The organism is Tateyamaria sp. (assembly GCF_059783535.1).
Genome location: NZ_JBYNDP010000179.1, coordinates 1 through 5,981 on the forward strand (window position 1 = coordinate 1; position 5,981 = coordinate 5,981).

Annotated in this window: 8 protein-coding genes; 6 read left to right on the plus strand and 2 right to left on the minus strand. The window is 56.3% G+C overall.

Annotated features, from left to right (window positions below; genetic code table 11):
• A partial coding sequence (locus tag AC6RA8_RS20505) for an Hsp70 family protein (protein ID WP_500355426.1) occupies nt 1-107 on the minus strand: 107 nt, incomplete at its 3' end.
• A gap of 192 nt (nt 108-299) precedes the next feature.
• On the opposite strand from AC6RA8_RS20505, the gene AC6RA8_RS20510 reads away from it, so the two are divergent.
• A complete protein-coding gene (locus AC6RA8_RS20510) occupies nt 300-899 on the plus strand; it encodes an alpha-ketoglutarate-dependent dioxygenase AlkB family protein (protein WP_500355418.1) in 600 nt (199 codons plus the stop codon).
• Nucleotides 900-949: 50 nt separating this feature from the next.
• Here the strand turns inward: AC6RA8_RS20510 and AC6RA8_RS20515 are convergent, their stop codons facing one another.
• Complete coding sequence (locus AC6RA8_RS20515; protein ID WP_500355419.1) at nt 950-1,774, minus strand: ABC transporter permease; 825 nt, start codon at nt 1,772-1,774, stop codon at nt 950-952.
• A 120-nt stretch (nt 1,775-1,894) separates the two neighbouring features.
• On the opposite strand from AC6RA8_RS20515, the gene cysQ reads away from it, so the two are divergent.
• The 5 genes from cysQ to AC6RA8_RS20540 form a co-directional block, all read left to right on the plus strand.
• The gene (cysQ, locus tag AC6RA8_RS20520; RefSeq protein WP_500355420.1) at nt 1,895-2,692 is read left to right on the plus strand and encodes a 3'(2'),5'-bisphosphate nucleotidase CysQ; all 798 of its coding nucleotides are present in this window, start codon (nt 1,895-1,897) and stop codon (nt 2,690-2,692) included.
• Nucleotides 2,692-3,492 (plus strand): 3-deoxy-manno-octulosonate cytidylyltransferase, encoded by an 801-nt coding sequence (locus AC6RA8_RS20525; protein WP_500355421.1) that lies wholly within the window; start codon nt 2,692-2,694, stop codon nt 3,490-3,492. Before cysQ ends, AC6RA8_RS20525 begins: the two co-directional genes overlap by 1 nt.
• 53 nt (nt 3,493-3,545) lie before the next feature.
• Nucleotides 3,546-4,718 (plus strand): glycosyltransferase family 2 protein, encoded by a 1,173-nt coding sequence (locus AC6RA8_RS20530; RefSeq protein WP_500355428.1) that lies wholly within the window; start codon nt 3,546-3,548, stop codon nt 4,716-4,718.
• A 125-nt stretch (nt 4,719-4,843) separates the two neighbouring features.
• The gene (gene galU, locus AC6RA8_RS20535; protein WP_500355422.1) at nt 4,844-5,737 is read left to right on the plus strand and encodes a UTP--glucose-1-phosphate uridylyltransferase GalU; all 894 of its coding nucleotides are present in this window, start codon (nt 4,844-4,846) and stop codon (nt 5,735-5,737) included.
• A 14-nt stretch (nt 5,738-5,751) separates the two neighbouring features.
• On the plus strand, nt 5,752-5,981 hold a 230-nt coding region (locus AC6RA8_RS20540), incomplete at its 3' end, for an NAD-dependent epimerase/dehydratase family protein (protein WP_500355424.1).

Consider the following 5,981-nt stretch of genomic DNA (forward strand, 5'->3'; position numbering starts at 1 on the left):
GTTGTCCGCGCGCCTTCTGCGTTTTCGATCACCCGGGGCTGGCTGCCATCCATGATGGCGATGCAGCTGTTTGTGGTCCCAAGGTCAATACCGATGACTTTAGCCATGTTTTTCGATCCCTCATATCAGTTCAAGGCGATGACACGAGGCGGCGACCCGTTTCGGCATCGACGCCACGCATAGGATTGCACACGATATCATGCGCGCTGCGGCGTATATAAGGAGGGTGAATAGACGCTGCAACCGTTCTAACGAGCCTCAAAACAGCAAATTTGCACATAACTGAAGGGGACTGGGTCATGCACGTCAGTGTGCGGGGATTTGATATTTACAAGGCGTATCTGGATGAGTCGCAGCAAGCTGGCCTGGTTAACGATATTCGGCGTGTGGTTGAGGCGGCACCAATGTTCTCGCCCGAGACCCCCTACGGCAAGCCAATGTCGGTGCGCATGACCTCTGCAGGGTCAGTCGGATGGTACGCGGATCGTTCCGGCTATCGCTATGCCCACAAGCACCCGAACGGCGTGGAGTGGCCGCTGATCCCAGATGCCGTTTTGGCATTGTGGCATGACATAACCGGATTGGAACGCGCGCCGGATTGTTGCCTGATCAACTATTACGGGGAAGGTGCGCGCATGGGGATGCATCAGGACAAGGACGAGGCAGATTTCAAGTGGCCGGTTCTGTCCGTTTCCTTGGGTGATGCCGGGCTGTTCCGGATCGGAAACACAACGCGCGGTGGAAAGACAGAGTCGCTTTGGCTTGAAAGCGGGGATGTCGTGCTGATGGGCGGTGACGCACGACTGACCTATCACGGTGTGGACCGGATCAGGTTTGGATCATCATCGCTTTTGCCCAAGGGTGGGCGTATCAACCTGACGTGTCGTGTCGTGCGTTGATCTGCTGTTGCCGCTCCGTATCATGGCGACCGCGATCATCATTGCGCTGTTCAGCGCCGCGCGTTCCAACTGATCGATGCATGGCGACGGGTATAGAACTCGCCCATAAGACCGATCATGATCAAGACAACTCCCACCCACCATGCATACTCCCAACTGGAATAGCGTGGATTGTAGTTGATGAATGTGAAGCCGCGCGATTGGTCGATCACGTGAAACAGTGGGTTCCAGTCAAACATCGCAAGCATGAACCCAGGCAATGTGTTGGCGACGAACATCTTGCCCGACGCGATCATGTTGGCCCGCTGATAGACTTGGGTAAAAATAGACACGAAGGTCGGAAACCATGGCTTGATGGCCAAAAGCACCAATCCCAACGCGCAACCGGTGAACCAAGCCAGCAGCAGCATACCAAATGCCTGGAAAGGCTGTTCGATTTCGACAGGCGTGAAAGCCACGTGATAAACAAACAAGATTACAAACAGCGACAGAACCTGCACATAAAGCGCGCCCAGTGCGGCCGAACAGATGGACACGATGGTGTTCATCGGCGCGTGTTGCATCATTGGGCTGGCAGGTCCTTCGGCGCCCGTGACCGCACCCAATGATTTCACATGTGTCATGTACAGGAAGATGCCTGTCATGATGTAGAGCAGGAAGTCACCCCGGATTGCGGCACCCCGCAGGCCCAAGACCGAGAACATCACATAGAACGCCATCACGAAGATCACCGCCTGAAGCATGTTCATGGCGATAGCCAAAAAGGCGTTGTTGTGTGTCTTGCGCACGCTGCGCACGATCGAGTGATAGATCACCTCGAACATGGCCAAGGCACTGCCAAGCCCTGACTGCGGTTTGCGCGTTGACTGAAACATGAGCGGTTTTTGCCTCGTATGCTGCGATGGTCGCAGGGAATTCTTGCTGTTCCGTTATCGCGGCATCATAAGGACCGCGCAGGCAGTTTTCAACAAATGCCCAGCCAAGGAGGCTATTTGATGACGTACGAAGAACTGGTCCCCGTGATCCGCAAGCTCGCCTTGGAAGCGGGCGATAAGATCATGGAGATTTATGGTGCCGATGACTTTGACGTGAAAGTCAAATCAGATGACAGCCCGGTGACCGAGGCGGATGAAGCTGCGGATGCACTGATTTCGGCGGGCCTTCGTGCTGCGTTTCCTGACGTCATGTTGGTAACCGAAGAACAGGCAGCCACCCACGACACGACTGGGAAGACTTTCCTGATTGTTGACCCGCTTGATGGGACCAAGGAATTCGTGCACCGCCGCGGAGATTTCACTGTGAACATCGCACTTGTTGAAGATGGTGTGCCAACCCGCGGTGTCGTCTACGCGCCTGCCAAGGGTCGCATGTTCTATACCCAAGCAGACGGGAAAACGGTGGAAGAAACCGGCGCTCTCGACAAAGATACCGTCGGCGCGGTTACCCCTCTGTCTGTCGCCAACAGTGACAACAGCGCCTTGATGGTGGTTGCGTCCAAGTCACACCGCGATCAGGCGACAGACGACTACATCAACAAATATGCGGTCAAAGACATGAAAAGCGCTGGGTCGTCTTTGAAGTTCTGCCTTGTGGCGACCGGAGAGGCCGACATTTACCCTCGCGTCGGTCGCACAATGGAATGGGATACTGCGGCTGGTCACGCTGTGCTGGCTGGTGCTGGAGGCAATGTTGTTCGTTTCGACGATCACAGCCCGCTGGTCTATGGCAAGGAAGGTTATGCCAATCCGTTCTTTATCGCGTATGCGCCCGCCGTTGATCTGAAGTCAGCCTGATGTCCGTCCTGATCGTTATCCCGGCGCGCTATGCGTCGTCCCGATATCCGGGAAAGCCGCTAGTACCGCTGACCGGTGCAACCGGTCAGTCGCAAACGCTGATTGAACGCAGCTGGCGTGCGGCTTTGGCCGTGGATGGCGTGGATCGTGTTGTCGTGGCGACAGATGATGATCGGATCAAAGAAGCGTCGAAAGCTTTTGGTGCCGAGGTCGTGATGACCTCGGAAACCTGTGGCAACGGCACCGAGCGCTGTGCAGAAGCGCATCAGGCGCTGGGCGCTGGGTATGAGATTGTGGTCAACTTGCAAGGGGACGCGCCCCTGACCCCGGCCTGGTTCATCGAGGGGTTGGTGGCTGGACTGCGCGCCGCGCCTGATGCCGAGATTGCGACACCGGTGTTGCGTTGCGACGGGGCGACCTTGCGAGGGTTCCTCGAAGATCGAAAAGCAGGCCGTGTTGGCGGCACGACGGCGGTTTTTGGCGTTGCTGGTCAGGCAATGTACTTCTCCAAGGAAGTGATCCCTTACACAAATGACACCTATGCGGATGATGCAGAAACGCCCGTGTTCCATCATGTGGGCGTCTATGCTTACCGGCCCGATGCCTTGGCTGCCTATCCGACATGGCCTGTCGGTCCATTGGAAACGTTGGAGGGTTTGGAGCAGCTCCGTTTTCTTGAGAACGGGCGTCAGGTTTTGTGTGTTGAAGTCGAGGCGCGGGGCCGCCAGTTCTGGGAGTTGAACAATCCCGCCGATGTTTCCCGGATCGAAGCAATGATGGCAGAAATGGGAGTGGCATGACGCAACCGACGGTCAGTGTTGTGGTGGTAAGCCGCGACCGGCCGACGGCGCTGATGTGGTGTCTAACTGCGCTATCTCAGCTTCAGTATCCGGCATTCGAGATCGTGGTTGTTGCCGATCCAGCCGGTTGTGCCGCGGTACGAGCGGGGCAATTTGCCGATCAAATCAAGCTGGTGGAATTTGACCAGCCAAACATTTCCGAGGCGCGCAATCTTGGTATCAGCCATGCCGCGGGTGACATCGTAGCGTTCATAGACGACGACGCCGTGCCCGAGCCGAGTTGGCTTCACCAACTCGTTGCACCAACAGACCGACCGCATGTTGCGGCCGTTGGCGGCTTTGTTCGGGGGCGGAACGGTATTTCATGGCAATGGCAGGCGCGGACGGTGGACACGAAGGGTGACGCACAGCCTCTGGACGTCAGCCTGAACCGAGCGACCCTTTTGAAACCCAAGGGAAGACGCGCAACCAAGACCGAAGGTACGAACATGGCCGTTCGCCGTGATGTGTTGGTGACGCTCGAGGGGTTCGATCCGGGCTTTGCCTTCTATCTGGATGAAACCGATCTGAACTTGCGTTTGGCTCGTGCGAGGTTTGCAACAGCTGTAGTGCCAATGGCGGAAGTGCATCATGGGTTCGCGGCAAGCCCGCGCAGGCGTCAGGATCGTGTTCCACGCGACTTGTTTGATATCGGCGCAAGCTGGGCGGTTTTTCAGCGTAAGTACCTTTCTGAGTCACAACGCACAGATCACTGGCGTGCGATTCGTAACAGCGAGCGCAGGCGGGTATTGACCCACATGGTTGCCGGGCGGCTCTTGCCTCGCGATGTGCGCCATCTGCTTTCCCGTCTGGACAAGGGCTATAGTCAGGGGTTGATGCGTCAACGGGGCGGGGCGCAAGTCTCACGCAGTCCAATCTCTGCGTTTAAGCCTTTTCCATGGCAACGACGGACTTCTGTGGTCCTCGCCGGACGAAGCTGGCAACGCCGACGTCTCCGCATGGAGGCAGCAAGGCGCGTGGAGCAGGGCGAAATTGTATCGCTTTTTTTGTTCTCACCCACTACTCTAAGGCATCGCGTGCGCTTTGATCCGGCTGGATTCTGGGAACAAAGTGGAGGGCTGTTCGGTAAATCAAACCGCAACGCACCTTTATTTCGCATGTTCAGTTTTGGCGAACGTGTCGCAGCTGAAATAAGTCGCATCGGCAAACAGCGGCTGATTGACTAGCGAATTTTGGCGCGTCCGGGCAACACTTAGCCTGTGCTGACCGGTATTGGGGAATTGGACATTCGTTAATCGCAGTTTAGTAGTATTCACGTTGATAATATGTGTTTTGTAAGCAGAGGGTGACTATGCGCAAGAAGGTGACCAAGGCGATCTTTCCGGTTGCGGGTTTGGGAACGCGGTTCCTGCCGGCAACGAAATCTGTGCCAAAGGAAATCATGACACTCGTTGACCGGCCATTGATCCAATACGCGATCGATGAAGCACGTTCTGCCGGTATCAAGGAGTTCATTTTCGTCACCTCTCGCGGGAAAGGGGCACTCGAAGACTACTTTGACCATGCGCCGACACTCGAACAGGAGTTGCGCAAAAAAGGTAAAGACAAGCTTCTTGAGACCCTCAAGGACACCAATATGGAAAGCGGGGCGATTGCGTATATCCGCCAGCACAAGGCGCTTGGGCTTGGTCACGCCGTATGGTGCGCCCGCCGCTTGATCGCGAATGAACCCTTTGCTGTGATCTTGCCAGATGACGTGATTGCCGCGGACACACCTTGTCTGCAACAGATGGTTGAAGCCTACAATGAAACCGGTGGCAACATCGTCGCTGCCATGGAGGTTCCGCCAGAGCGTGCGTCCTCTTACGGTGTTCTCGATATCAAGAGCGATATGGGCCAGTTGGTGGAAGCCAAGGGCATGGTCGAAAAACCCCCGGCAGGAGAAGCGCCGTCGAACCTGGCCGTGATCGGGCGGTATATCCTGACCACCAAGGTTCTTCGGTCACTCAACCAGATGAAGTCGGGCGCGGGCGGTGAAATCCAGCTGACTGACGCAATTGCCAATGAAATCGGCGGCGAAGACGGCGTGTATGGCTTCCGCTTCCGTGGTCAGCGCTTCGATTGTGGATCGAAATCCGGCTTCCTGCAGGCAACCGTTGCCTTTGGTCTGGCGCGGGATGAATTGCGGGATGATCTACTTGGGTATATTCGTGATGTTGTCCAAATGGACAAAGCTGCCGAGTAACTCAGGACTTTGACGTGAAACATGTTCTTGTGACGGGGGGCGCGGGATACATCGGTTCCCACGCCTGCAAAGCGTTACGCGCTGCCGGATACGTACCCGTCACATTCGACAACCTGGAAACGGGCTGGCGTGACGCCGTCAAGTTCGGCCCGTTTGTTCAGGGCGACCTGCTGGATCGCGTAGCACTTGATGCGGCCTTTGCCCAATACGCACCCGTTGCCGTCATGCATTTTGCAGCTCTCAG

Excerpts from the sequence above, each read along its gene's own strand:
- AC6RA8_RS20525 (WP_500355421.1), top strand. The coding sequence starts at position 2,692 with ATGTCCGTCCTGATCGTTATCCCGGCGCGCTATGCGTCGTCCCGATAT.
- cysQ (WP_500355420.1), top strand. The coding sequence starts at position 1,895 with ATGACGTACGAAGAACTGGTCCCCGTGATCCGCAAGCTCGCCTTGGAA.
- AC6RA8_RS20530 (WP_500355428.1), top strand. The coding sequence starts at position 3,546 with ATGTGGTGTCTAACTGCGCTATCTCAGCTTCAGTATCCGGCATTCGAG.
- AC6RA8_RS20510 (WP_500355418.1), top strand. The coding sequence starts at position 300 with ATGCACGTCAGTGTGCGGGGATTTGATATTTACAAGGCGTATCTGGAT.
- AC6RA8_RS20515 (WP_500355419.1), bottom strand. The coding sequence starts at position 1,774 with ATGTTTCAGTCAACGCGCAAACCGCAGTCAGGGCTTGGCAGTGCCTTG.
- galU (WP_500355422.1), top strand. The coding sequence starts at position 4,844 with ATGCGCAAGAAGGTGACCAAGGCGATCTTTCCGGTTGCGGGTTTGGGA.